Source organism: Maritimimonas sp. 2304DJ26-3 (genome assembly GCF_056591635.1).
Map to the genome: position 1 here is coordinate 840,515 of NZ_JBWQOK010000001.1, position 25,182 is coordinate 865,696.

23 protein-coding genes are annotated in these 25,182 nt (G+C 32.9%); 16 read left to right on the forward strand and 7 right to left on the reverse strand.

Features of this window, described 5'->3' with window-relative positions; translation table 11 throughout:
- The first annotated feature begins 45 nt into the window (after positions 1-45).
- The 10 genes from AC1EUV_RS03925 (at position 46) to AC1EUV_RS03970 (ending at position 14,047) form a co-directional block, all read left to right on the forward strand.
- Complete coding sequence (locus AC1EUV_RS03925; protein WP_480197360.1) at positions 46-576, forward strand: hypothetical protein; 531 nt, start codon at positions 46-48, stop codon at positions 574-576.
- A gap of 74 nt (positions 577-650) precedes the next feature.
- Complete coding sequence (locus tag AC1EUV_RS03930; RefSeq protein ID WP_480197361.1) at positions 651-2,765, forward strand: carboxy terminal-processing peptidase; 2,115 nt, start codon at positions 651-653, stop codon at positions 2,763-2,765.
- Positions 2,766-2,785: 20 nt separating this feature from the next.
- Complete coding sequence (locus AC1EUV_RS03935) at positions 2,786-3,868, forward strand: ABC transporter permease (RefSeq protein WP_480197362.1); 1,083 nt, start codon at positions 2,786-2,788, stop codon at positions 3,866-3,868.
- A gap of 57 nt (positions 3,869-3,925) precedes the next feature.
- Positions 3,926-5,254: a tRNA lysidine(34) synthetase TilS gene (tilS, locus tag AC1EUV_RS03940; RefSeq protein WP_480197363.1), complete on the forward strand. Its 1,329-nt coding sequence runs from the start codon at positions 3,926-3,928 to the stop codon at positions 5,252-5,254.
- Between the two features lie 29 nt (positions 5,255-5,283).
- Positions 5,284-6,228 carry a tryptophan 2,3-dioxygenase family protein gene (locus AC1EUV_RS03945; protein WP_480197364.1) on the forward strand — a complete coding sequence of 315 codons (945 nt, stop codon included), beginning with the start codon at positions 5,284-5,286 and terminating at the stop codon, positions 6,226-6,228.
- Positions 6,229-6,337: 109 nt separating this feature from the next.
- Positions 6,338-7,111 carry a DUF3108 domain-containing protein gene (locus tag AC1EUV_RS03950; protein ID WP_480197365.1) on the forward strand — a complete coding sequence of 258 codons (774 nt, stop codon included), beginning with the start codon at positions 6,338-6,340 and terminating at the stop codon, positions 7,109-7,111.
- 64 nt (positions 7,112-7,175) lie between these two features.
- Positions 7,176-8,450, forward strand: a complete 1,275-nt coding sequence (locus AC1EUV_RS03955; RefSeq protein ID WP_480197366.1) for a peptidoglycan DD-metalloendopeptidase family protein — start codon at positions 7,176-7,178, stop codon at positions 8,448-8,450.
- Between the two features lie 98 nt (positions 8,451-8,548).
- Positions 8,549-10,114: a glucose-6-phosphate isomerase gene (pgi, locus tag AC1EUV_RS03960; protein WP_480197367.1), complete on the forward strand. Its 1,566-nt coding sequence runs from the start codon at positions 8,549-8,551 to the stop codon at positions 10,112-10,114.
- A 196-nt stretch (positions 10,115-10,310) separates the two neighbouring features.
- Positions 10,311-13,520: a TonB-dependent receptor gene (locus AC1EUV_RS03965; RefSeq protein WP_480197368.1), complete on the forward strand. Its 3,210-nt coding sequence runs from the start codon at positions 10,311-10,313 to the stop codon at positions 13,518-13,520.
- A 95-nt stretch (positions 13,521-13,615) separates the two neighbouring features.
- Complete coding sequence (locus tag AC1EUV_RS03970; protein WP_480197545.1) at positions 13,616-14,047, forward strand: hypothetical protein; 432 nt, start codon at positions 13,616-13,618, stop codon at positions 14,045-14,047.
- On the opposite strand, the gene AC1EUV_RS03975 is transcribed toward AC1EUV_RS03970, so the two are convergent.
- The 5 genes from AC1EUV_RS03975 to AC1EUV_RS03995 form a co-directional block, all read right to left on the reverse strand.
- On the reverse strand, positions 14,037-14,816 hold the full coding sequence (locus tag AC1EUV_RS03975) for an amidohydrolase (RefSeq protein WP_480197369.1): 780 nt from the start codon (positions 14,814-14,816) through the stop codon (positions 14,037-14,039). The genes AC1EUV_RS03970 and AC1EUV_RS03975 overlap by 11 nt on opposite strands.
- 1 nt (position 14,817) lies before the next feature.
- The gene (locus AC1EUV_RS03980; protein WP_480197370.1) at positions 14,818-15,960 is read right to left on the reverse strand and encodes a methionine aminotransferase; all 1,143 of its coding nucleotides are present in this window, start codon (positions 15,958-15,960) and stop codon (positions 14,818-14,820) included.
- Positions 15,961-16,026: 66 nt separating this feature from the next.
- Positions 16,027-16,770, reverse strand: coding sequence for a succinate dehydrogenase/fumarate reductase iron-sulfur subunit (locus AC1EUV_RS03985; RefSeq protein ID WP_480197371.1), 744 nt, complete (start codon positions 16,768-16,770; stop codon positions 16,027-16,029).
- 10 nt (positions 16,771-16,780) lie between these two features.
- On the reverse strand, positions 16,781-18,796 hold the full coding sequence (locus AC1EUV_RS03990; protein WP_480197372.1) for a fumarate reductase/succinate dehydrogenase flavoprotein subunit: 2,016 nt from the start codon (positions 18,794-18,796) through the stop codon (positions 16,781-16,783).
- A 3-nt stretch (positions 18,797-18,799) separates the two neighbouring features.
- Positions 18,800-19,480 (reverse strand): succinate dehydrogenase cytochrome b subunit, encoded by a 681-nt coding sequence (locus AC1EUV_RS03995; RefSeq protein ID WP_480197373.1) that lies wholly within the window; start codon positions 19,478-19,480, stop codon positions 18,800-18,802.
- Positions 19,481-19,654: 174 nt separating this feature from the next.
- Between AC1EUV_RS03995 and AC1EUV_RS04000 the strand changes: the two genes are divergently transcribed.
- The 6 genes from AC1EUV_RS04000 (at position 19,655) to AC1EUV_RS04025 (ending at position 24,315) form a co-directional block, all read left to right on the forward strand.
- Positions 19,655-20,866: a bifunctional alpha/beta hydrolase/OsmC family protein gene (locus AC1EUV_RS04000; RefSeq protein ID WP_480197374.1), complete on the forward strand. Its 1,212-nt coding sequence runs from the start codon at positions 19,655-19,657 to the stop codon at positions 20,864-20,866.
- Positions 20,867-20,868: 2 nt separating this feature from the next.
- A complete protein-coding gene (locus tag AC1EUV_RS04005; protein WP_480197375.1) occupies positions 20,869-21,771 on the forward strand; it encodes a RimK family alpha-L-glutamate ligase in 903 nt (300 codons plus the stop codon).
- Positions 21,737-22,699, forward strand: coding sequence for a succinylglutamate desuccinylase/aspartoacylase family protein (locus AC1EUV_RS04010; protein WP_480197376.1), 963 nt, complete (start codon positions 21,737-21,739; stop codon positions 22,697-22,699). Before AC1EUV_RS04005 ends, AC1EUV_RS04010 begins: the two co-directional genes overlap by 35 nt.
- Before the next feature lie 61 nt (positions 22,700-22,760).
- Positions 22,761-23,333 (forward strand): sigma-70 family RNA polymerase sigma factor, encoded by a 573-nt coding sequence (locus AC1EUV_RS04015; protein ID WP_480197377.1) that lies wholly within the window; start codon positions 22,761-22,763, stop codon positions 23,331-23,333.
- Positions 23,334-23,341: 8 nt separating this feature from the next.
- A complete protein-coding gene (locus AC1EUV_RS04020) occupies positions 23,342-23,602 on the forward strand; it encodes a hypothetical protein (RefSeq protein ID WP_480197378.1) in 261 nt (86 codons plus the stop codon).
- Between the two features lie 71 nt (positions 23,603-23,673).
- Positions 23,674-24,315, forward strand: a complete 642-nt coding sequence (locus AC1EUV_RS04025) for an O-methyltransferase (protein WP_480197379.1) — start codon at positions 23,674-23,676, stop codon at positions 24,313-24,315.
- Here the strand turns inward: AC1EUV_RS04025 and AC1EUV_RS04030 are convergent, their stop codons facing one another.
- Both AC1EUV_RS04030 and AC1EUV_RS04035 read right to left on the reverse strand, forming a co-directional pair.
- The gene (locus AC1EUV_RS04030) at positions 24,316-24,900 is read right to left on the reverse strand and encodes a phosphatase PAP2 family protein (protein WP_480197380.1); all 585 of its coding nucleotides are present in this window, start codon (positions 24,898-24,900) and stop codon (positions 24,316-24,318) included.
- Positions 24,901-25,176: a Sec-independent protein translocase subunit TatA/TatB gene (locus AC1EUV_RS04035; RefSeq protein ID WP_480197381.1), complete on the reverse strand. Its 276-nt coding sequence runs from the start codon at positions 25,174-25,176 to the stop codon at positions 24,901-24,903.
- Between the last annotated feature and the right edge of the window lie 6 nt (positions 25,177-25,182).

Sequence of the window (25,182 nt, forward strand, 5' to 3'; positions counted from 1 at the left end):
TCGTTAAAAATCAGTATAATTGTGATTAATACAAGCTCTCAAATCATGAAAATCAAAACTGTTTTTTTAACGGTGATGCTATTTAGTATCACTACATTAGGCATTAATGCTCAAAACACAGATGAAAAACCTTGCCCGTGTTGTACTGAAGCTCATAGTCAATTTGATTTTTGGCTTGGAGAATGGACAGTGTATACTACTGAGGATAAACAAGTTGGAACCAATTCAATTACAAAAGATGAACAATATGGTAATTGTGTAATGAGAGAACAATGGAAATCAGCTGGAGTAATTAGAGGTACCAGCTATAATTATTACAATTTAGCTGACAAAACATGGAATCAGGTATGGATAGACAATTCTGGCTTTAGTTTAACGTTAAAAGGTAGTTATCTTAATGGCAAAATGATGCTTAAAAGCGAGTTATTAGATGGTAAAAAAGGAAAATATTATAACCGAATTACCTGGCAACTAAATGAAAATAAGTCTGTTACCCAGACATGGGATATTTTAAATGAAAACGACGAAGTTATCCAACAAGCTTTTAAAGGCATTTATAAAAAATCTGTTAAATAATATTTAAATCGAATAATTGGCACTATTTTAGTAGATTGAATAGTGATTGTTGAATGAATAGAATGATAATTTTTATGAAAAGAAATTATAAAATAATTGTGCCTTTGGTGCTGTTGACAGGAATCTTATTGAGTTTTACTTTAAAGAAACAACAACCGGATCCTGAAAAAGATAAAGTTTTATTAGGTCTAATTAGATATGCTCTAACACAAGGGCATTATGACCCTCAAGATATAAATGATGAATTTTCAGCTTCGGTCTTTAATGATTTTATTGATGGTCTAGATCCTACCAAGCGATTTTTTACAAAAGAAGATTTAGATCAGTTTACCTTTTATAAAGATAAAATTGACGATCAGATAAAAAACGAAGACCTTACTTTTTATAATATTGTTTATTCTAGATATGCTCGTAGATTAAGAGAAGCCCGAGGGTTTTATAAAGAAGTTTTAAAATTTCCATTCAATTTTGATAAAGATGAAGAGTTAGATTTAGACTATGATAATAGACAATATGCTAAAAATGAAGTTGAGTTAATTAGAAACTGGAGAAAACAGTTAAAATTAAACACATTAGTTCGCTTACACGATAAACTAGAATCAGAAAAAGAAAAACAGGAAGAAGACACTTCCTATAAAATGAAGTCTTTTAAAGAGTTAGAAGAAGAAGCACGTACTGCAACTCTAAAAAGCACTGAAGATTTTTTTGATGTAATGGATGATTTAGATGATGAAGATTGGTTTTCATTCTTTATCAATAGTATTTCCACAGAATTTGACCCTCATTCAAATTATTTAGCGCCCAGAGCTAAAAAATCTTTCGATACAGATATGGCAGGTAAGCTAGAAGGCATTGGTGCTAGATTACAAAAAAGAGGAGATTATACTAGGGTAGACGAATTAATTTCTGGAGGCCCAGCATGGAGAGCAGGTGAATTAGAGGTAGGAGACATTATTTTAAAAGTAGGTCAAGCAGATAAAGAACCAATAGATATTGTTGGTATGAGATTAAGCGATGCCATCGAATTTATTAAAGGTAAAAAAGGAACTGAAGTGAGATTAACACTTAAAAAAATAGACGGCTCTACAAAGCAAATAGCAATTATAAGAGATGTAGTTGAACTAGAAGAGACCTTTGCTAAGACTAGTGTAGTTAAAAAAGACAATCGTAAGTTTGGAATAATAGATCTTCCTAAATTTTATATAGATTTTAGTGAAAGAAACTTTAGAAATTCAGCTACAGATATGGCAAGGGAAGTAGAAAGAATGCGCCAAGAGAATGTTGACGGATTACTGATAGATCTTAGAAATAATGGTGGAGGTTCACTAGAAACTGCCATTGCAATTGCTGGATTATTCATAGAAGACGGACCAGTAGTTCAAGTAAAATATAGAGAAGGTAAACCCAAAGTCAGAAAAGATAGAGATGATGCTATAAGATGGAATAAACCTTTGGTAGTACTTGTAAACGAACTTTCTGCTTCAGCTTCTGAAATTTTTGCAGCCGCTATGCAAGATTACAATAGAGCAGTAATTATTGGCAGCAAGCAAACATATGGTAAAGGTACTGTGCAGAATATTATGCCATTAAATAATTATATTAAATATGGTAAGGATCTTGGAGCATTGAAAATGACAATTCAGAAATTCTATCGTGTAAACGGAGGATCAAATCAGTTAAAAGGAGTGGTTTCTGATGTCGCAATGCCAAGTAGATATACGTACATGGATATTGGTGAGCGAGATGAGGAAAATCCATTACAATGGGATCAGATTCAAAAAGCAAACTATAAGCCTTGGGATAAATACGCAAATTTTGATGAGGTAGTGAACGATAGCAAAAAGAGAATTAGAAGTAACCCGCAGTTTATGCTAATTGATGAGAATGCACGTTGGGTAAAAGAAGGTAGAGACGATAATACAATTAACTTAAAGTACTCTGACTATGTTAATGATCTTAAAAAAAGAGAAGAACAGGGTAAGAAGTTTTTATCAATATATGATTATAGAAACAATTTAAAATTTACCTCTCCAGAATACGAAAAGCCATTGTTAGAAAATAATGAGGTTTTAGCCGAAAAGAGAAAAGCATGGCATAAAAATCTAAGCAAAGACATTTATATAGAAGAAGGCTTAAATGTATTGGCTGATTTAAAACTAAAAAAACATATTACCTTAGTAAAAAATTAATTCTTTATAGTTTTTATAAAGTGTCAAATTCACTTACACAGTTAGCCCTGAAAAAGTTCAAAAAGAACCGTTCAGGGCTTTTTAGTTTTTGGTTTATTGTTTCGGTTGGAATTATAGCAGTTTTCGCCTATGTATTCGCTCCAGATAATTCTAGTAATGCTAATCAAATGCATTTAGAAATTCACTCTAAAAAACCAGGATTTACAGTACAAATGCTTACAATTCCATCTGCGAAAACTACAAAAGAGTCTTTTTTAAAAACTGTATTTTTTGGTAAAGAGAATAGATCGTCTGAGATACCTATGTCAAGCTATGCTGTTGCAAATAATAATCTAGAAATTACCGAATATTCAGAAGGTAATATGCCTAAGCAGGTTAAAACATTTCCTCTAACTATTTTTGATGGAGACCCAAAAGACTTTATTAAAACAAAGAAATTTATTCTTGGTACCGATAAGTATGGTAGAGACCTTTTAAGTAGAATGCTTATAGGAGCTAGAATATCTTTTTTTATTGGCTTTATTGCTGTGTTCATCTCTTTAATAATAGGAATTACCATTGGCTCCATTGCAGGATACTTTGGCGGAAAAAAAGATGCGTTTATTATGTGGCTTATAAATATTACTTGGTCCATACCAACCTTATTGTTAGTCATTGCAATTACGTTAGCCTTAGGCAAAGGTTTTTGGCAGGTATTTATTGCAGTAGGTCTAACCATGTGGGTTGAGGTAGCTCGTGTAGTTCGTGGCCAAATAATTAGTACAAAAGAACAACAATATGTAGAGGCAGCAAAAGCCTTAGGATATTCTAACGCTAGAATCATTTTTAGACATATTCTACCTAATATAATGGCGCCAGTTATAGTAATTTCAGCAGCGAATTTTGCAGCAGCTATATTGATAGAAAGTGGACTTAGTTTTTTGGGTATTGGCGCACAGCCACCAACACCTTCCTGGGGCGCAATGATTAAAGATCATTATAGTTATATTATTTTAGGGAAAGCCTATTTGGCAGTTATTCCTGGTTTAGCAATTATGAGTTTAGTTATGGCCTTTATGATTATAGGTAATGCTTTGCGCGACGCACTTGATGTTCGAAACTAACCGTGTATTGTCATTCCTACGTAGGTAGGATACCATAATAGCTTTATCTTTGCTTTTGTGTTAGATAAATTTCAAAAACATATCAATACTAACTTCACTTTTCTTGAAGATAAGAAGTTATTGGTCGCCATTTCAGGAGGTTTGGATAGTGTTGTATTAACCCACCTATTATATCAAAGCAGGCTAAATATTGAATTAGCACATTGTAATTTTCGCTTACGTGGAAAGGATTCTGATGCCGACGAAGATTTTGTGAAAAATCTAGCGGAGAAATTAAAGGTAAAACATCATGTCAAATATTTTGATACCGAAGAATTTGCTAGCAACAATAAACTATCAATTCAGATGGCAGCAAGAAAGTTGCGATACGATTGGTTTTATGAGTTGTTAAAAGAGAAGAAATTAGACTACATAACTACGGCACATCATTTAGACGATAGTCTAGAGACTTTTATACTTAATTTTTCAAGAGGTACTGGTTTAGATGGTTTAATTGGCATACCTGAAAAGAATGACAAAATTATCCGTCCTTTACTAAATTCTTCAAAAGAACAGATTGAAATGTATGCTAAAGAAAACGAGTTCGATTGGCGGGAAGATTTAAGTAACAATGAAATTAAGTATACCCGTAATAAAATTAGACATCAAATAATTCCATTATTAAAAGAATTGAACCCTAGTTTATTAGAATCTTATAAAGAAACATCAGTGCACCTAAAGCAAAGTCAACAAATTGTTAACGATGCTGTTACCGAAGTTAAAGAAGAGGTGATCTTAAAGCAAGAAAAAAATCTAATTAAACTAGACATTCAAAGGATTAAGAATTTATCAAACCCAAAAGCATATTTATACGAAATATTGAAAGAATATGGTTTTAATGAATGGAACGATGTTGTAAATTTATTAGATGCACAATCGGGTAAACAAGTGTTTAGCGAAAAATATCGATTATTAAAAGATAGAGATCATCTATTATTAAACTCAAACAATATAACAAAAGAAGTTTTTATAATTCAAAGAGATGAAAAAGAGGTAGTTAATGACAGCTTCTCTATTGAATTAAAAGAGGCAAATGCAAATAGTTTAAATTCTGATGACAAGCACATCATTCTAGTAGACAAAGATAAACTAGAGTTCCCTTTAGAGCTAAGAAGGTGGAAAGAGGGAGATTATTTTTACCCACTTGGAATGAATGGCAAAAAGAAGCTAAGCAAGTTCTTTAAAGATGAAAAGTGCTCTTTAATAGATAAAGAAAATACTTGGTTATTGTGTTCTAATAAAGAAATTGTTTGGGTAGTAAATAAGCGTTTAGATAATAGATTTAAAATTACAAATAATACAAAAAATGTATTACAAATAGAATTCAAGGAGCGCAAAGGGCTTTAGTATATTTGTAATGAATTCAACATTCAACAATGGATAAACAAATTGAAAAACAAGTAAATCAATTAAAAAATAAATACGATGCAATAGGTCAAGATCTAGACACACATCTTGACGGATTGTTACAAAGCAAACCAATAACATATTGGGATTATATTCAAACCGATTTACTGTTAAATTTACAGGTGCAAAGAACAGTATTGCCAGACGAAATGGTATTTATAATGTACCATCAAATCAATGAACTGATTTTTAAAATGATTCTTTGGGAGATTGACCAAATTTCTCATAATGAAAATTTAACATCAGAGTTTTTTGCATCTAGGCTTATGCGTATTAGTCGCTATTTCGATATGCTAGCAACTTCTTTTAGTATTATGCAAGAGGGCATGGAGATTGAACAATACCTTAAATTTAGAGATACATTAACTCCAGCAAGTGGCTTTCAAAGTGCTCAGTACAGAATGATAGAATTTTGCTCTACTGAATTAATCAATTTAATTGATTATCGTTTTAGAAAAACAATAGATAGAAATACTCCTTTTGAGTATGCTTTTGAACATTTATATTGGCAAGCTGCCGGTAAAAATCATAAAACAGGCGAAAAGTCATATTTCTTAGAGCAATTTGAAGAAAAATATAAAGACAAATTTATCAGAATGATGAAAAAATATAATACGATCAATCTCTGGACAAAATTTAAAACCCTACCAAAAGAAACACAAGAGAATATTGATCTCAAAAATGCGATGCGTCATTATGATCATACTGTAAATGTTCGATGGGTAATGGCACATTACAATGCAGCTCAGAAATATATTGGAGGAGAAGATATAGAAGCAACAGGAGGTAGCGAATGGCAAAAATATATGCATCCACGCTACCAGCGAAGGATTTTCTTTCCAGAATTATGGAGTGAAAGTGAACTAAAAAACTGGGGCGCAGATAATCTGAAAGAACATAAAATATTATCGTAATAATTCCGTTAAAAATTTAACTAATTATAAGCTCTTATAAATGCTCCTTTATAAGAGTTTTTTATTTTTGGAACGGTAATTGTAAATTATCAATTGCTAAACAAAAAATATGAAGAGGACACTAGTTATAGTTATATTGTTTATATCATTCTTTGTTACCGCTCAAAATGATGTTAAGGCTTTTAAAAAGGGAGAATGGCTAAAATTTAGAATTAGCTACAGCAATTTTTTAAATGCTGGTAATGCCACTATGGAAATTAAAGAGACTCTGCACAATGGCAAGGAGGCTTTTCATGTGGTGGGTAAAGGAAAAACAACTGGAGTCATAAGTTGGTTTTTTAAGGTAAAAGACAACTACCAATCTCATTTTTATAAAGAATCATTAGTACCTTATCATTTTATTAGAAAGATTAATGAAGGAGGTTATAAAAAAGATAAGGAGATCTTTTTTGACCAAAGAGAAAAGAAAGCTCTTGTTAAAGACCATAAACGAAAAACCGAAGCAACTTTTGATTTTTCTGATGATGTTCAAGACATGGTTTCTACTTTATATTATTTAAGAAATCAAGACTTAAGCAATATGAAAGTTAATGACGAAGTAGCTTTAACGATGTTTTTTGATGAGACCAGCTATAAGTTTAAACTGCGCTATTTAGGTAATGAAACCATCAGAACAAAATTTGGGAAAGTAGCATCGTTAAAGTTTAGACCAATTGTTCAAGCCGGTCGTGTTTTTAAAGAACAAGAAAGCTTAACCGTATGGGTTAGCGCAGATGAGAATAAAATTCCATTGCGCATAAAGGCATCTTTAGCTGTAGGATCTTTACGTGCTGATTTAAATGCTTATAAAGGTCTTGCTAATCCGTTTCCGATTATATTTTAACATTTCCATTTTATAGATTTTTGATATAAAATAGTAGATTTGCGCAATTGTTTAAATAAGATTGATGCAAACGAAGGCTTTACTTCCTATTTTACTTGTTTTTTTATTTCTATCCTGCGCCAAAGAAAGCAAAACTACTTCAAACGAAGAAATAGCAGAATTACAACCTAAAATTATTAATAAGTTTGGTTACACACTTAATGACTATAAGGTTGTAGAAGACACTATAAAAAACGGTGAAAGTTTTGGTGAGATATTATATAGAAATCATGTAGAATATCCACAGGTGTATAAGATAGTAGAAGCGGCTAAGAATTCATTTGATGTTCGAAAGTTACGTGCCGGAAAACCTTATACTATTTTGGCAAAAAATGATTCTACTGAGAAAGCACAGGTTTTTATTTATAGACCAAATAAGATAGAATATGTTGTTTTAGATTTTGCTGATTCAGTTGTTACTAAGCATAAACGTAAAGACGTAAAAACTGTTACCAAAGAGGCTTCAGGAATAATTACTTCTTCGCTATCTGAGGCAATGGAAGAACAAGGCTTGGATTATAACCTGGTAAATGACATGTCTGATATCTATGCTTGGACAGTCGATTTTTTCCATCTTCAAAAAGGAGATAATTTTAAGATTATTTATGAGGAAAAATTTGTAGACGATACTACTTATGTCGGAATAGGAAAAATTAAAGGTGCTTATTTTGAACATAAGAAAAGCTCTTTTTATGCATTTAATTACGTGACTGATTCCACGAAGAACATATACGATTTCTACGATGAAAAAGCAGGCAACTTAAGACGTCAGTTTTTAAAGGCTCCATTAAAATTTAGTAGAATTTCTTCAAGATATAATTTACGACGTAAAATAAAATATTACGGTCGTGTAAAGGCTCACAGAGGAACCGATTTTGCCGCGCCAATTGGCACTCCTATTAAAAGTACGGCCAATGGTACAGTAGTAGAATCTCGTTATAGAGGAGGCAATGGTAACTATGTAAAAGTAAAGCACAACTCAACTTATTCTACTCAGTATTTACATATGCGCAAACGTGCTGTTAAGGTAGGAGATTATGTTAAACAAGGCGATGTAATTGGTTGGGTTGGTATGACTGGCAATACTGCGGGGCCACATGTGTGTTATCGATTTTGGAAAAATGGTGCTCAGGTAGACCCTTTTAAACAAAAATTACCATCAGCAGAACCGATCAAAAAAGAGTTAAAAGAAGATTATTTAACATTTATTACTCCGCTCAAGCAAGAACTTGACCTTATTAATATTCCCATAATCGAAGAAGAACCCTTAACAGATATAGCTTCAGAAGTTATTCCATAAGTATCTTAGATTCTAAATCGTTCTCGTAAAATTATCGACAATGTAGCTTGTTGATTGTTATTTCTTATTTTACTTTTACCATTACTAATAGAAATGAGATGCCACTAAAGTCGATTAATCCCACCGAAACCAATGCTTGGAAATATTTAGAAGAACATTACAATAAAATTAAGGATGTTCATGTTCGATCACTTTTTATAAAAGATGAGTATAGAAAGGAGAAATTTTCTATTGATTTTGGTGAAATAGAGTTAGACTATTCAAGGAATAGAATTTCAGAAGAAACAATTCAATTATTAATTGATCTAGTCAATGAAGTAGATCTGAAAGATGGTATCAAAAAATTATTTTCTGGAGAGAAAATTAATACCACTGAAAGTAGAGCGGTATTGCATACTGCTTTGCGAAATAAGTCGAATAACCCCATTTTAGTTGACGGAAAAGATATAATGCCAGATGTAAAAACATCTTTAGAAAAAATGAAGATCTTTTCGGAGCAGGTAATATCAGGAAGGCATAAAGGATATACGGGAAAGCCAATCACAGATATAGTAAATATCGGCATTGGTGGTTCAGATTTAGGCCCTAGAATGGTAGTCGACGCACTACAGTTTTATAAAAATCACCTTGAAACACACTTTATTTCAAATATAGATGGTGATCATGTTTCAGAAATCTTAAAAGAATTGAATCCCGAAACTACTCTTTTTGTAATAGTTTCAAAAACGTTTACTACCCAAGAGACACTTACTAATGCCTTAACGGTTAAGGAATGGTTTTTACAATCAGCAAATGAAGAAGACATTCAACACAATTTTATCGCTATTTCTACCAACCTAAAAAAAGTAAAATCTTTTGGAATAGCTAATGAAAATATTTTCACTATGTGGAATTGGGTTGGAGGGCGCTATTCGCTTTGGAGTGCTGTTGGCTTATCTATTAGCCTTGCTTTAGGGTTTGAGAAGTTTGAAGAGCTACTAGAAGGGGCCTATCAAATGGATAATCATTTTAAAACAGCTGATTTTGACGAGAATATGCCTGTATTATTAGCTTTATTAAGTATTTGGTACAACAATTTTTTTGACTCGGAAAGTGAAGTGGTGATTCCTTTTTCACAATACTTAAGTCAATTGGTACCATATCTTCAGCAATTATCTATGGAGAGTAACGGAAAATCTATTGATAGAAACGGAAGAAAAACAACCTATCAAACAGGAAACATTATTTGGGGTAATACAGGAACAAATGTACAACATGCTTTTATGCAATTGGTTCATCAAGGGAGCAAACTGATTCCGGTTGATTTTATAGGTTTTAAAAAATCATTATACGGTAAAGAAGATCATCATAAAAAATTAATGGCTAATTTTTATGCTCAAGCTGAAGCTTTGTGCGTAGGTAAAACAAAGGAAGAAGTTCATCTGGATTTAAAATTTTCAGATAATTTAGAATCAATTAATTCATTATTACCATATAAAGTGTTTGAAGGTAATAAGCCATCTAATACAATATTAGTTGATCAACTTTCCCCTAAGACACTAGGGAGTCTATTGTCTTTATATGAACACAAGACATTCACGCAGGGCTACATCTGGAATATTTACAGTTTTGATCAATTTGGAGTGGAATTAGGGAAAGAAATGGCGAACAAAATGTTAAAGTAATCATTAGTTATCTCTTCAATAGACAAAAGAATTACACAGAAGTTACTATAAACCTATTTTTAAGCTCTTTTTTTATCAATTCCATAAAAATATATATATTTGCGTGTTTGGCTAAAAGTTAATGTTTTCTTAAAGTTAGAAGTAACTTTAAATATTTACATTTGCCGCGCAAAACATAAACTAATTCAATTTAAACATGAAAAAAATTACTAATTTACTAATAGTAATGATGCTATTTGCTGCATCATCTACTGTTTTTGCACAAGGTAGCACATCTTCCTCTTTAAACGGTAAAGTGCTTGACGGCGATGGTAATGTATTACCAGGCGCTAATGTAGTTGCTATCCATACCCCATCGGGTACTAAATATGGTTCAGCTACTGACTTTGATGGTTTTTACAGAATCTCAAACATGAGAGTTGGTGGGCCTTACACTATCACAATTACTTACGTTGGCTTTGAAGAATTTAAACAAGAGAACGTTTTTCTTCAATTAGGTCAGAAATTTAGAGTAAATGCTCAATTACAAGAAACAGGAAATACACTTGAAGAAGTAGTTATTTCTGCTCAATCAGGCAGCGTTTTTAATAAGAACAAAACGGGTATTGAGACAGTAATTGATAATGAAAAAATACAAACTTTACCATCTACCTCAAGAGCTGTTGCAGATTTTGTTAGATTAACACCACAAGCTTCAATTACTGAAGGAAATGACGGTTTTTCTATTTCTATTGCAGGTCAAAATAATAGATTTAACGCTATTTATGTAGATGGTGCTGTTAATAATGATACATTTGGTTTAGCTGGTTCTGGTACTAATGGTGGTCAAACGGGGGTGAATCCTTTTTCTATTGATGCAATTGAGCAGTTTCAGGTTTCAGTTGCTCCATTTGATGTAAAAATAGCTGGTTTTACTGGTGGTGCGATAAATGCTATTACAAAATCTGGTAAAAACAACTTTTTTGGAACGGCATATGCGTACTTTAGAAATCAAGATTTGGTTGGTAAAACCCCAGTAGATTTAGTTCCTTCTGGAGAGAGCAGAGAAAAAATAGCAGAATTTACAGCTCAAACTTATGGTTTTACTTTAGGGGGACCTATTGCAAAAGATAAGGCATTTTTCTTTGTTAATTATGAAAGACAAGATGATGAAACCCCTGCGCCATTTAATATTGCAAATTACACAGGTAATTCTACTCAAGGAGATTTAGATAACTTATCTAACTTTTTACAAAACACTTACAATTACAATCCAGGTACTTATACTAATCATGTAAACACATTAGTTAGTGATAGAATAGTTACTAAGTTTGATTTCAATATTAACGATAACAACAAATTATCGTTATCATATAGAATGAACAAAACTGAAAACTTAGAAGCTAGAGGTTCTGGTAATTTTGGAATTGGCTTCTTAAATGGTTCAGAATTTTTCAAACATACTGATCATTCAGCATCATTAGAATGGAACTTATCAATTGGAAATAAGTACTCAAACAATTTAATTATTGGTTACACTAAAGTTGAAGATGATAGAGATCCTTCCGGAAGTGATTTTCCTTGGGTTCGAGTTAGAGATGGCAGTGGCACTATAACTTTTGGTGGTGAACGCTTCTCTACGGCAAACTTATTAGATTCTAAGACCTTAACAATAACTGATAATTTTGAAATTTATAGTGGAGCACATACTATTACTATTGGTACACATAATGAATTTACTGACATCAAGAACTTATTTTTTGCGAGTAATTTTGGTAACTATGAGTACAACAATTTAGATGATTTTTTAAATAATGCAAACCCAAGAGTATATCAAAGAGGGTATTCTTTATTAAGTGCAGGTGCGGGAGACACTTCTAGTGGTGCTGCCGAATTTAAATTAGCTCAGTTTGGATTATATTTTCAAGATGAAGTAGAGTTTTCAGATAATTTTAAAGTAACAGCAGGTTTAAGATTTGATATGCCTAAATGGGATGATGGTAGAACTAACCCTCATTTTAATAATGTTACTGTTCCATTATTGGAAGCAGCAGGTAAAGATCTTAGAGGAGCAAGAGTTGGTAGAGGTATTAGTTCTACCATACACGTCTCTCCGAGAGTAGGATTTAACTGGAATGTAAAAGGTGAGTATAAAACACAAGTAAGAGGTGGTTTTGGTGTTTTTGTATCAAGAATACCTTTAGTTTGGCCAGGAGGAATTTATAACAATAATGGTGTTACTGGTGGTTATACTTTTGAATTTTTCCCAGACGATATTACCTTTGATCCGGATGTAAACAATCAATTTGTTGATGTAACTCCTGGTACAGGAGCAACTGGTGGAAATGTTGATTTATTTGCGCCTAATACTAAATTGCCACAGTTATTTAAAACTAATTTAGCGGTAGACCATAAATTACCAGGAGGAATTACTCTTTCTGCAGATATATTGTACAATAAGAATATTCAATCAATTTATTATGAGAATCTAAATGTTAAAGCCCCTGTAGGAAATTTAACTGGTGCAGATAATAGATCTGTATATAATAGGAGAGATGAGGTAGATGACACATATGGTAGAATAATTTTAGGATATAATACAACTAAAGGTTATTCATGGAACGCATCTACAACATTGAGCAAAAATTTTGATAATGGTCTTAACGCATCTGTATCTTATTCTTACGGTGACTCAAGAAGTATTTTTGACTTAACATCTTCGCAAAACAGCTCACAGTGGAGAAATATTCAAACGGTTAATGGTAAAAATTCAGCGTTACCAGTAACAAGATCTGACTTTGCTGCTGGACATAGAATAAATACGTTTTTAACTTATGATCTTAAATGGGGTAATTTTGCAAAAACCACTTTCAGTTTATTTTATGAGGGTCAAGAAGGAGGATCATTCTCTTATGTTTATAGAGACGGTGACGATTTATTGAATGATGATTCTAGAGGAAATGCGTTAATATATGTGCCTGCAAACCAAGGAGAAATTAATTTTACAGGAACGCCTGCTGAGCAACAAGCTCAATGGGATGCTCTTAATTCATTTATTAGTAGTAATGACTATTTAAGAAGTAGAAGAGGTAAATATGCTGAACGTAATGGCGATAGAGGACCTTGGAATCATATAGTAGATTTTAAATTAATACAAGAATTTAAATTAGGAGCAGATAGCAAGCATGCTTTAGCAGTTACATTTGATATTTTTAACGTAACCAATTTAATTAATAAAGATTGGGGTGTAAGAAAATTCATTGGTGGTGTTAACTTATTGGAAGTTGAAGGGTTTCAAGCTGATGGTACGACTCCTGAATTTAGATTCGATTCGGGTATTATAGACCGTATTGAACAAATTGACGATTTTGGTCTTCAAAGCTCAAGATGGCAAATGAATTTTGGTGTTAAATATTCGTTTAACTAAAAAAAGGACTAAATAACAATTAACCCCGCATTGCGGGGTTTTTTTATTTCCAAAAATTAGTACATTTGTTTCTATTCTAAATCGTTTTTATCATGATGAAAATGTTACACTCTTACTGGGCTTATATTGTATTTATAATATTGATTTTAGCAGTTATAAATGCTATTATGGGGTTTACATCTAAAAGAGAATTTAAAGACAAAGATTTGCGCATTTCGTTGTTTGCACTGATTGTAACTCATATTCAATTATTGCTTGGTTTAGGATGGTATTTTATGAGTCCATGGTATAAGACTTTAAAAGATACAGGTATGGGTGATACCATGAAGAATTCTGAAGTACGTTTGTTAGCAGTCGAGCACCCTTTAATGATGTTATTTGCTATAGTTTTAATAACGATAGGGTGGTCTAAACATAAAAAGCAAACAACTGATAATGGTAAATTTAAAACAATAGCTATTTTTTATGGATTAGGACTTTTAATGATGTTAATTCGATTACCTTGGCAACAATGGCTTAATCTATAGTAAAAGAATCTCTATCTTTTAAAAACATAAGTTTATTTCGATACTTTTTGATATGACTTTTATTTAAAGTCACAATTTCTGTTTGTTCTGTACTTGGTTTAATATTAGAAACTTTGACTCCTAAAACATCAAAGACAGCCGAATGTCCCGAATATTCATATTCATTATTATCTAAGCCAACTCTATTTACACCAATACAGTAGCTCATGTTTTCGATTGCTCGAGCCTTTAACAATGAATCCCAGGCTGTAATCCTTGGTTTTGGCCAGTTAGCAACATAAATTAAAAGATCATAATTTTCAATATTTCTTGACCAAACAGGAAAACGCAGATCATAACATACAAGGGGGCAAATTTGCCAACCTTTATATTTCACTATTAATTTTTCTGTACCAGCTGTATAAACTTTATCCTCTCCAGCTAATGTAAAAGTATGTCGTTTGTCGTAAGTTTCTATTATTCCATTTGAATGGACAAATAACAAACGATTATAATAGTTATCATTTTCTTTAATGACGATGCTGCCGGTTATGGCTATATCATTTTCTATTGCAAGATTTTGTAACCAACTTACTGTTTTTCCATTCATAGTTTCCGCAACTCTCTCTGGGTTCATTGTAAAGCCTGTAGAGAACATTTCTGGTAATATAACTAGATCAACTTTTTCAGAAATGGCATTAATCTTTTTCTCAAAATTTATTCGATTTAGATTTACATCTTCCCAAAGTAAAATGGTTTGTATCAATGCTACTTTTAACTCTTCTTGCATCTTAAATTGCGTTTAAAATTTCTGCTGCTTTTTTTAAGGTATCATCGGTCTTCGCAAAACAAAAGCGAAGCATCTTTTGATCTAAACCATTGTTATTAAATACTGATAATGGAATAGAGGCTATTTTGTTTTCAATTGTTAACCGCCTCGCGAAATTTATATCAGATTCATCACTAATATTAGAATAACTTAATGATTGAAAGTAAGTTCCTTTCACCGGAGTAAAATTAAAACGAGAGCCTTTAATCAGATCTAAAAACAAATCCCTTTTTTGTTGATAAAACTCAGAAAGACCTAGATAATTGTTAGGCTTTTTTAGATAATCTGCTAAAGCAATTTGCATTGGATGATTTGTTGAAAACACATTAAACTGATGTACTTTTCTAAATTCTTCCATTAATGCTTTTGGAGCACAGCAATATCCTAACTTCCAACCTGTATTATGAAATGTTTTTCCAAAAGAAGCAGTTATTATGCTTCGAGATTTTAGATTAGGAAAAAGGCAAACAGATTGATGTTTTTCACCATCAAAAATTATATGTTCATAGACTTCATCACTTAAAACAATTATACCTGTTCCATCAGTTATTTTTTCAAGAGATCTAATATCCTCGCAAGAGAAAATTGTCCCACTCGGATTTTGAGGCGTATTAATGATAATCATTTTAGTCTTATCATTAACTTTTTGTTTAACCTCGTTCCAGTTCACGCTATAATTGGGTGCTTCTAATTGTATAGAAACTGTACTGCCGCCATTAAGCTCAATAGCAGGCTCATAACAATCATAAGCAGGGCTAAACACAATAACCTCATCATCTTGCCGAATAAAGGCAGAAATAGCTGTAAAAATAGCTTGTGTAGCTCCAGAAGTAATTGTTATCTCTGATTCTGGGTGATATGATGAATTATATAAAAGATCAAACTTATTAGCAATGGCTTTACGTAAGGCTAAAACTCCTGGCATAGGCGCATATTGATTATAACCATCATTCATGGCTTGATTTACTAGCTCAATAAGCTTTATGTCACTTTTAAAATTTGGAAACCCTTGTGATAAATTAATGGCATTATGTTTTGCTGCCAAAGAACTCATTACTGTAAAAATAGTAGTACCTATATTTGGAAGTTTAGAGTGATTATTCATAGCATAAAACTAACAAAAAATCCCAAGCTTAAACTTGGGATTTTAATTTGAAAATATTTAGTGAATCTATTTGATTGAAGCTTTCATCAACTCTCTATTCATACGAGCAATATTCTCTAGAGAAATTCCTTTTGGACATTCAATTTCGCAAGCACCTGTGTTAGTACAGTTACCAAACCCTTCTAAATCCATTTGAGCAACCATATTTCTAACCCTATCCGCGGCTTCTACTTGTCCTTGAGGCAACAGTGCGTATTGCGAAACTTTAGCTCCTACAAATAACATCGCAGATGAATTTTTACATGTTGCTACACAAGCACCACAACCGATACAAGTTGCAGCATCCATAGCTTCATCAGCAGCATGTTTAGAAATAGGCAATGCGTTAGCATCTTGAGTATTACCCGAAGTATTTACAGAAATATAACCTCCAGCTTGTTGAATACGTTCGAAAGCCATTCTATCTACAACCAAATCTTTTATTACAGGAAATGCTGCCGCTCTAAAAGGCTCTATTGTAATAGTATCACCATCTTTAAACATGCGCATATGCAATTGACACGTTGTAACTCCACGGTCTGGCCCATGAGCTTCACCATTAATGTACATAGAACACATACCGCAAATACCTTCTCGACAATCATGATCGAAAGCAACAGGCTCCTCGCCAGCATTGATAAGTTGTTCATTCAAAACATCCATCATTTCTAAAAAAGACATATGTTCTGAAATATCAGTTACTTTATAATCTACCATTTTACCTTTGGTGGTAGCATTCTTTTGTCTCCAAATTTTCAATGTTAAATTCATAATGTCTTTATTATTTATATGAACGTTGTTTTAATTCGATATCATTAAACTCTAATTCTTCTTTATGCAATACCGCATCAGCAGGCTCACCTTTGTACTCCCAAGCAGCAACGTAAGCAAAGTTTTTATCATCACGTTTCGCTTCACCTTTTTGAGGGCCATCTAACTCGACAGATTCTTCACGGAAGTGCCCACCACATGATTCATTTCTATTCAACGCATCTTTAGCAAACAATTCACCTAATTCTAAAAAGTCGGCAACACGACCAGCTTTTTCTAATTCTGGATTCATTTCATTTGCAGAACCAGGCACAGTTACATTTTTCCAGAAATCTTCACGCAACTCTTTAATTTCCGTCATTGCTTCTTTTAGACCTTGTTCATTACGAGCCATTCCGCATTTTTCCCACATAATTTTTCCTAATTTTTTGTGGTAATAATCTACAGAATGCTCACCTTTATTATTAATAAAGAAATCAATACGATCTTTAACTTCTTTTTCAGCTTCTTCAAATTCCTTAGAATCTGTTGAAATTGGTCCAGTACGGATATCATCAGATAAATAATCACCAATGGTATATGGTAATACAAAATAACCATCAGCTAAGCCTTGCATTAAAGCAGAAGCTCCTAGTCTATTTGCACCATGATCTGAGAAGTTTGCTTCACCAATACAATACAATCCATCAACTGTAGTCATTAAATTATAATCTACCCAAACACCACCCATAGTATAATGCGTTGCGGGATAAATCATCATTGGTGTCTCGTATGGATTGTCATCTACAATCTTTTCATACATCTGGAACAAGTTTCCATATTTGGCTTCAACAATTGCTTGACCTAATTCATATATTTTAGTATCGGATGGATTATCGATTCCTTGAATTTTTGCTTGCTCTTTTCCGTAACGAGTAATAGCAGATTTAAAATCTAAATAAACAGCTTCACCAGTTGCATTTACCCCATAACCAGCGTCACAACGCTCTTTTGCAGCACGAGATGCCACGTCACGAGGAACTAAATTTCCGAAAGCAGGATAACGACGTTCAAGATAATAATCTCTTTCTTCTTCAGACAAATCTGTAGGTTTTTTACGACCTTCTCGGATGGCCATTACATCATCCATATTTTTAGGTACCCAAATACGTCCGTCATTACGGAGTGACTCAGACATCAAAGTCAATTTAGACTGATAATCACCCGAGCGAGGAATACATGTTGGGTGAATTTGCGTATAACAAGGATTAGCAAAATATGCTCCTTTTTTATGAATTTTCCATGCAGCAGTTGCATTAGAACCCATAGCATTAGTTGATAAGAAATATACATTGCCATAACCACCAGAAGCTATTACAACAGCGTGTGCAGAATGACGTTCAATTTCACCAGTAATTAAATTTCGAGCAATAATCCCTCTTGCTTTTCCATCAACTTTAACAACATCTAGCATTTCATGACGATTGTACATTTGTATTTTACCACGTGCTATTTGACGATTCATTGCAGAATAAGCTCCAAGTAGTAATTGTTGACCAGTTTGTCCTTTAGCGTAAAAAGTTCTTGAAACTAATACACCTCCAAATGAACGGTTGTCTAATAACCCTCCATAATCACGTGCAAAAGGAACACCTTGCGCTACACATTGATCTATAATGTTTCCGGAAACTTCTGCTAAACGATGTACGTTAGCTTCGCGAGAGCGATAATCACCACCTTTTACTGTATCGTAGAATAAACGATAAGTAGAATCACCATCTCCTTGATAATTCTTGGCAGCATTTATTCCGCCTTGAGCGGCAATAGAGTGTGCTCTACGAGGAGAGTCTTGATAACAAAATGCTTTTACATTATAACCAAGTTCGGCTAATGTAGCGGCTGCTGAACCACCAGCTAAACCAGTACCAACAACGATAATATCAATAAGACGTTTGTTAGCAGGATTTACTAAGTCAATATGATTTTTATAATCCGTCCACTTATCTTTAATTGAACCCTTAGGTACTTTTGAATCTAAAGTTGCCATATGTTATGATAATACGTGTTTAAAATGATGGTATAATGCAATAAAAATAAATCCTAATGGAATTAATATTGCATATGCTTTACCTATATTTTGTAATGTTTTCTTTCTTCCTTCAGTTGCTCCCATAGATTGAAAAACTGAAGTAAAGCCATGTAGCAAGTGCAGTGCTAAGAATACAAAAGCAATTACATAAGCAATCACTCTTATATGGCTTTCAAATTTATGTTGTAACTCATGATAATATCTAAATTCACCATTATGTAAACCAGTCCAATCACCCTGAATAAATTTTGTATTGATCTCTGGAAACCAAAAATCAATAAAGTGTAAAATTATAAATGCTAAGATCGCAACACCACTCCAAATCATATTTCTGCTCATCCAAGATGAGTTCGCCGCACCATTATTTTTAGCATAAGCAACACCTTGAGCTTTTTTGTTTTTAAGTTCTAAAATGAAACCCATTACAAAGTGAAATACTACACCAAAGATTAAAACAGGTTGTAATAAATATTGAACTGCCCAATTGGTTCCCATAAAATGGGAAACTTCATTAAATGCATCTGCGCTAAAAACTGATAAAATATTAATTGCAAAATGTTGAAGTAAGAATATCATAAGGAAGAAAGCCGAAAGTGCCATGGCAACTTTTCTTCCTATCGAAGATTTAAAAAATCCGCTCATTTTGAGTTAGTTTAATTATGTTATGCAAATGTAATACATAGGCTTAGGTCTTAAAAACGAAATAAGCCATTTTTTCTTATTTAGAATGATTTTAAAACGGTAACTTTAAAATGCAAATTTTTTAGAAAAGTAAATCTGAACGATTTTTTCGACTAAACGCCAAACAAATAAACTATGTATAGCAAAAAAATTCAGTTTAAAAATAAGCAAGGATTATTATTAGAAGGAAGTATCGATTTTCCCATAGATCAAAAACCACGAGGTTTTGCACTGTTTGCTCACTTTTTTACAGGAAACAGAAACTTTACTGCAGTAAGAAATATTTCTAGAGCTTTAACTAAAAATAGAATTGCAGTAATGCGTTTTGATTTTGCTGGATTGGGCAATAGTGAAGGAAATTTTGCAGATTCTAATTTTACAACCAATATTGACGATCTTATTTCGGCTGCAGAATATTTGAAGGGCAACTATCAATCTCCAAAAATTATCATTGGGCATTCATTGGGCGGAGCGGCAGGAATTTATGCAGCAGACGCCATTGATTCTATTGAGGCTGTTGTTACTATTGGAGCTCCGTCAAATCCATCTCATGTTGAGCATTTATTTGAAGACCATATAGAAGATATAACCCAAGATGGTGAGGCAACTTTTGAAATCGCAGGGAGGCAATTCACTATAAAAAAACAGTTTTTAGACGATATTGAATCTAAAAACATGACGAAGCTTTTGCGAAAATTAAGAAAACCATTATTGGTTTTACATTCTCCTCAAGATACTACCGTAGGTATAGAAAATGCTAAAGAAATATATAGTGCGGCATTTCACCCTAAAAGCTTTATTTCTTTAGATGGAGCAAATCATTTACTTACAAATAAGGATAATTCTTTTTATGTTGGCGAAATAGTTGCCAGTTGGGCAAAACGTTACGTCACCTTTAAAGAAAGTAAAGAATTAGAAACAGACAAGCAAACGGTAGTTAGAATTGGTCGCAGCCCTTACAGAACAGAAATTGCAGCACGTTCACATTCTATTATAGCAGATGAGCCTAAGAATTATGGTGGTCAAGATGCTGGATTAACCCCTTATGAGTTGTTACTATCTTCATTGGGATCATGCACGGCTATTACATTACGAATGTACGCCGATCGAAAAAAATGGGATCTTGATGAAGTTTTGGTTCACTTAGAGCACTTTAAGCAGCACGCAGAAGATTGTAATTCATGTAGTGATGATAGAACAGCAAAAATCGATAAGTTTGTAAGAACCATTGAACTTGTAGGAAATCTTACTTATGAAGAACGAAAAAGATTATTAGAAATAGCGAATAGATGCCCAGTTCATAGAACGCTAGAAAACAAAATTGAAATAGATACTGTTTTAAGATAAAAATGAAGATTTTTATACTTTCTGTAGGAGAGAATATCTACTCTACTAAACGCTTGGTTGATGAGGCTGAAGAACGCGGTCATAGTGTCCGTGTAATTAATCATACTAAATGCTCGATTCAACTGGGTAAAGGTAGACCACGGATAATTTTTGAAGGTGAAAATATTATAGATAAAGCAGATGTCATTATACCAAGAATTGGGGCTTCAGTAACACGTCATGGCGCAGCAATTGTAAAGGAGTTTGAAATGAATGGCGTGTTTAGTACAGCTCGTTCTTTAGGAATTTTAAGAGCACAGAATAAAGCGCGTACACTGCAAATAATGAATAGAAAGAACATACCTATACCTCAAACGGTTTTTTCTACTAACACTAAAAACATTAATGAACAAATAGGATTACTTGGAGGGCCTCCGATTATTATAAAATTACAAGAAGGCACGCAAGGATTGGGAGTTGTGTTGGCTGAAACTGAAAAATCTGCAAAATCAATTATTGATACTTTTTATACTATGAATGCCAGTTTTATGCTGCAAGAATATATCGAAGAATCTAATGGTGAAGATATTAGAGCAATAGTCGTTGGCAATAAAGTGGTAGCAGCAATGAAGCGAAAAGGCGAGATGGGAGAATTCAGATCTAATATTCATCGTGGTGGAACAGGAGAAATAGCCGATATAATGGAGAAAGAAATTAAAATTGCATTAAGAGCGGCTAAGTATTTAGGAATACCTGTTGCAGGAGTAGATATGATTCGATCTAAAAGAGGCCCTCTATTAATAGAAGTAAATGCTTCGCCTGGATTTCAAGGAGTAGAAGCATACACCAAAGTAAATATTGGTGAACATATTATTAAATTTTTAGAAACTAATGTTCGAAAAAAACTTCAGAAACGAACCCGTTGAAATTAGAGGGCAAGTTGTTGCTCTGGGTGAAAATAAACTCATAAAAGTTGAAATAGATCGATTACCAACAGGTACAGCAATTGAAATTCCTATTTATGTATTTAACGGAAAGGAAGAAGGTCCAACAGTTTTGATTCAAGCTGGCTTACATGGTGATGAAGTTAACGGCATTGAACTTGTTCGAAAAATGCTTTCTAAAGATACTTTTAAAGTAAAAAGAGGTTGTGTTATTGTAGTACCATTATTAAATGTGTTTGGATTTCTTAATTTATCTAGAGACTTACATGGTAAGGATATGAATCGTAGTTTTCCTGGTAGTAAAACAGGATCATTGGCAAGCAGAATTGCTTATTTTCATATGAAAGAAATAGCAAATAATATAGATTTTGGTATAGATATTCATACAGGAGGGTCGCAACGAAGTAATTATCCTCAAATACGTTACACTCCAGGATCGGAAGAAAGTGAAAAACTAGCCAACATCTTTAATGCACCGTTTCAATTTGCTTCAAATATGATTGCTAAATCATTTAGAAAAGAAGCGCATAAGCACAATGTTCCTATTATAGTTTTTGAAGGAGGTGAAGCATTACGATTAGATAAATTTGCCATTCGTAAAGGAACGGAAGGCGTCCTGAATATTCTAGAATATTTTGAAATGATTCCCGAAAGGGAACATAAACTAGAAAAAACACAATCTATAGAATTAACAAATAGAAAATGGATTAGAGCTAAGATTGCAGGTCTTTTTAATAGTAGAATTAAGAATGGAGATAAGGTTGAAAAAGGGCAGATTTTAGGATATATTACTGACACCTATGGCGAAACAGTTACTAGTGTAAAAGCTCCTTTTGACGGCTACATTTTTGCACTAAATCACTTTCCTATTATAAACAGAGGTGACGCCTTATTTCACATTGGTAAATAATTTAAGTCACAGTGTAAAAGATTGTATATTTACCGTCTAATTGTCGAGAATTGACCATTTTATGACTGAAACGACCACGTTACATACTTTAAATCCTGATAAATGGGTAGACCTACACTCAGATTATCTATATAACTACACCATTACTAGAGTAGACAATGATGAGTTGGCTAAAGATATAGTACAAGAAACATTTTTGTCAGGCTTAAAAGCAATGAAGAACTTTAGGGGGCAAGCAGCAGAACGTACATGGCTGATTTCTATACTAAAGCGAAAAATAATTGATCATTATAGAAAGATTAATTCTGCAAAAGGAAAGGCTGAGGTTCGTATGAACTTTTATGACGATGGTGAAAATAAAGGAAGCTGGATAGAAGAGCGAGTGCCTAAAATGTGGGATAATGAAGCAGAAAAGGATATTGAAAACATAGAGCTAAAAAAAGCGATTGATAAATGTGTTGCTAATTTACCAGATAAGTATAGAATCGTTTTTTTATTAAAGAATGTACAACAATACGAAACCGAAGAAATATGTAATGAGCTAGACATCACGCCGTCTAACTTGTGGGTAATTATCCACCGAGCAAGACACCAATTGCGTAAATGTTTAGAAAGTAATTGGTTTGCTAAATAGAATTTGAAATGAGTAAAGGATTATTTATAAGTTGCGATGAAGCAACAACCATTTGTAATAAAAATCAATATAAAGAAGCTTCTTTTTGGGAATTGATACAGCTTAATCTGCATATTTTAAGATGTAAAATTTGTGGTTTGTATTCTAAACAAAATGGTAAAATGACAGAGGCTTGTAATAAGCACCTTAAGAAGGATGATTGCGAGCATAAATTAACCGAAAAAGACAAGGTAGTTTTAAAAGAAAAAATAGCTCAAGCAGACAAATAAGAAATAGAATAAATAGATAATAGGCGACACAAACAAGTGTCGCTTTTTTTATCTTTACAAAAAAGAAAAGCATGCATTTTTTACCTCAAAATATAGATGACTATGCTGTGGCCCATACAGAAGCCGAACCGCAATTATTACAAGAATTAAGTAGAGAAACGTGGCAAAAAGTATTGGCTCCTCGTATGTTGAGTGGTCATTTTCAAGGGCGAATTTTGGCTATGATTTCTAAACTTGTACAACCCAAATCTATATTAGAAATTGGTACGTATACTGGTTATTCTGCATTATGCTTAGCTGAAGGCTTACATAAAGAAGGTATTCTTCATACAATAGATATAAATGAAGAATTATTCGATTTTCAGAAAAAATATTTTGACAAGTCTGAATATGCAAATCAAATAAAACAATATTTGGGAAACGCTTTAGAAATTATTCCAACCATTGAAGACTCGTTTGATATTGTGTTTATAGATGCAGATAAAAGTAATTATACAAATTACTTTAATGCTGTAATTGACAAAATGAATAACGGTGGAATCATTCTCTCTGATAATGTATTGTGGAGCGGTAAAGTGATCGAAAAGGTTGATGAAAAAGATGAAGACACCAAAGCAATTGTTGCCTATAATAAATTACTTAAAGAAGATGATAGAGTTGAGACAGTATTGCTACCGATACGTGACGGCTTGACAATAAGTAGGGTAAAATAATTAACTGAACGATTTTCTATTTTCTGGCAACTTCTTTAAAAATGCCAGACTTATTCTGTAAAAAATAACACCTTCTAATATACCAAGTAACATTCCAATAAAAATATCTACGGGAAAGTGAACACCTACATAGATTCTACTATACGCAAATAAAATTGGCCAAATGAGTAATAAATAAGGGTGCTTATAACACCCTCTTAAAGTAAGAATCATAAAAGTGGTTACTGCAAAAGACGTGGTTGAATGACCAGACACAAAACTAAAACTACTTGGTCGCTTTAGTATACGAATGACCTGATTGATTGTTGGATCATTATTGGGGCGTAATCGACCATAATAATCTTTAATAAAATTGACAAACTGATCTGAAAAAGTAACCAACAAAGCTGTTATTAAAACTAATACTAATCCTTTTTTCCAGCCATAGGCTCTAAAAATTAAGTAGAAGAGTAAAGCAAAAAGTGGAATCCAACTAAATTGATTGGTAACGATCATCCAAAATTGATCCCAAGACTCAACACCTAATGAGTTGAGGTATACAAATAACTCTTTGTCTTTGGTAATGATGTTATCTAGAACCTCCAATTAAAGATTGCGTTTTATTGGCCCAGTAATTTCTTCAACATCTTCTTGTATGGTATTGATCTGCTCTTCTATGTTTTTGGTCATTTCGGTATCGATACCTTGTTTTTCGGCGGTTTCTGTAATCTCGCGTTTTATCTCGTTAGTGGCATCTTTTAGTTGGCGCATGCCTTTACCCAAACCACGAGCCATGGTTGGTATTTTATCTGCCCCAAAAAGCATAAGAACGATCACTAAGATCACAAATATTTCGGCGCCGCTTATAAATAAAAAATGCATAGTCTA

Coding starts and splice junctions, on each gene's coding strand:
- AC1EUV_RS03925 (WP_480197360.1), top strand. CDS start 46: ATGAAAATCAAAACTGTTTTTTTAACGGTGATGCTATTTAGTATCACT.
- AC1EUV_RS03930 (WP_480197361.1), top strand. CDS start 651: ATGAAAAGAAATTATAAAATAATTGTGCCTTTGGTGCTGTTGACAGGA.
- AC1EUV_RS03945 (WP_480197364.1), top strand. CDS start 5,284: ATGGATAAACAAATTGAAAAACAAGTAAATCAATTAAAAAATAAATAC.
- AC1EUV_RS03950 (WP_480197365.1), top strand. CDS start 6,338: ATGAAGAGGACACTAGTTATAGTTATATTGTTTATATCATTCTTTGTT.
- AC1EUV_RS03955 (WP_480197366.1), top strand. CDS start 7,176: ATGCAAACGAAGGCTTTACTTCCTATTTTACTTGTTTTTTTATTTCTA.
- pgi (WP_480197367.1), top strand. CDS start 8,549: ATGCCACTAAAGTCGATTAATCCCACCGAAACCAATGCTTGGAAATAT.
- AC1EUV_RS03965 (WP_480197368.1), top strand. CDS start 10,311: ATGAAAAAAATTACTAATTTACTAATAGTAATGATGCTATTTGCTGCA.
- AC1EUV_RS03970 (WP_480197545.1), top strand. CDS start 13,616: ATGAAAATGTTACACTCTTACTGGGCTTATATTGTATTTATAATATTG.
- AC1EUV_RS03975 (WP_480197369.1), bottom strand. CDS start 14,816: ATGCAAGAAGAGTTAAAAGTAGCATTGATACAAACCATTTTACTTTGG.
- AC1EUV_RS03980 (WP_480197370.1), bottom strand. CDS start 15,960: ATGAATAATCACTCTAAACTTCCAAATATAGGTACTACTATTTTTACA.
- AC1EUV_RS03985 (WP_480197371.1), bottom strand. CDS start 16,770: ATGAATTTAACATTGAAAATTTGGAGACAAAAGAATGCTACCACCAAA.
- AC1EUV_RS03990 (WP_480197372.1), bottom strand. CDS start 18,796: ATGGCAACTTTAGATTCAAAAGTACCTAAGGGTTCAATTAAAGATAAG.
- AC1EUV_RS03995 (WP_480197373.1), bottom strand. CDS start 19,480: ATGAGCGGATTTTTTAAATCTTCGATAGGAAGAAAAGTTGCCATGGCA.
- AC1EUV_RS04000 (WP_480197374.1), top strand. CDS start 19,655: ATGTATAGCAAAAAAATTCAGTTTAAAAATAAGCAAGGATTATTATTA.
- AC1EUV_RS04005 (WP_480197375.1), top strand. CDS start 20,869: ATGAAGATTTTTATACTTTCTGTAGGAGAGAATATCTACTCTACTAAA.
- AC1EUV_RS04010 (WP_480197376.1), top strand. CDS start 21,737: ATGTTCGAAAAAAACTTCAGAAACGAACCCGTTGAAATTAGAGGGCAA.
- AC1EUV_RS04015 (WP_480197377.1), top strand. CDS start 22,761: ATGACTGAAACGACCACGTTACATACTTTAAATCCTGATAAATGGGTA.
- AC1EUV_RS04020 (WP_480197378.1), top strand. CDS start 23,342: ATGAGTAAAGGATTATTTATAAGTTGCGATGAAGCAACAACCATTTGT.
- AC1EUV_RS04025 (WP_480197379.1), top strand. CDS start 23,674: ATGCATTTTTTACCTCAAAATATAGATGACTATGCTGTGGCCCATACA.
- AC1EUV_RS04035 (WP_480197381.1), bottom strand. CDS start 25,176: ATGCATTTTTTATTTATAAGCGGCGCCGAAATATTTGTGATCTTAGTG.